At 59.1% G+C, this 1,042-nt stretch carries 2 protein-coding genes; both read left to right on the top strand.

The genetic code is table 11. The features are described from left to right. The coding region (locus tag EN969_RS32650; protein WP_127419816.1) for an ATP-binding cassette domain-containing protein at positions 1-442 on the top strand (442 nt) is incomplete at its 5' end. 42 nt (positions 443-484) lie between these two features. Then, positions 485-1,042, top strand: a 558-nt coding sequence (locus tag EN969_RS32645) for a biotin/lipoyl-binding protein (RefSeq protein ID WP_127419815.1), incomplete at its 3' end; no start/stop codon positions are given.

Here is a 1,042-nt window from a genome sequence, read left to right as displayed (position 1 = left end):
GTTCTCGGGCACCATCAAGGAGAACCTCCTGATGGCATGCCCCGAGGCTACAGACGAACAGATCATCGAAGCGGCAAAGGCTGCCGGCGTCGATGATTTCGTTTCACGCCACCCGCGCGGCTACGACATGAATGTCGGCGAGCGCGGCACCAATCTTTCCGGCGGCCAAAGGCAGACGGTGGCGATCGCGCGCCTGCTGCTGACCAAACCGAAAATCGTCTTTCTGGACGAGCCGTCGGGCTCGATGGATCTTGCTTCCGAACGCCAGTTGATCAAGCAGCTCAAAGTCGCCTTTGACCGCGACACCACGCTGATCGTCTCCACACATCGGTTCAGCATGCTTGAACTGGCCGACCGCCTGATCGTTATCGAACAGGGCAAAATCGTTGCCGACGGACCGAAGGACCAAGTCATACAGGCGTTGCAGAAAACAAGCGCCTGACAAAACAATTATTGCTGCATCCAATGCGTTGGGGCGTGGGAAATGCTTGCCAGGGAAGATCGGCCGCCGCTGTTTGCGTCGGCGTCCATATTCATCATCGGAGCGCTCTTCGTCGTTTTTGTCGCCTGGGCGTCCTTTGCCGAAGTCGATGAGATCGCACGCGGCGACGGCAAGGTCATACCTGCTTCCAAGACCCAGATCATCCAGGCGAGCGAGGCCGGTGTGGTTCAGGAAATCGCCGTGACGATCGGCCAGGTCGTCAAGAAGAACGATCTCATCATCCGCCTGGACAACACGCTCAACACGTCCAGCCTTGGCGAGCAGCAGGCCAAGGCGCGCGCGCTGGAAGTGCGCATAGCAAGGCTGAAATACGAACAGGCCGGCAATCTCTCGGGCCCATTTCCGTGCCCGCAGGACATCCAGTCGGTCGCTCCGCAAATCTGCGACAATGAACAGAAGCTGCTCATCGCCCGGCGCGGGAACTTCGACAACAAGCTGTCCGTGCTCAAGTCACGCCTCGATCAGCGCGAGAAGGAACTTGCCGAGGCGGAGGCCAATTCCGATCGTCTTACCAAGAACCTGGCGGTCAGCGACCAGGAG

Origin of the sequence: Mesorhizobium sp. M7A.F.Ca.CA.003.01.2.1 (genome assembly GCF_003998945.1) — a bacterium.
GTDB classification, from domain to species: domain Bacteria; phylum Pseudomonadota; class Alphaproteobacteria; order Rhizobiales; family Rhizobiaceae; genus Mesorhizobium; species Mesorhizobium ciceri.
This window is presented reverse-complemented; position numbering and strand designations above follow the sequence as displayed.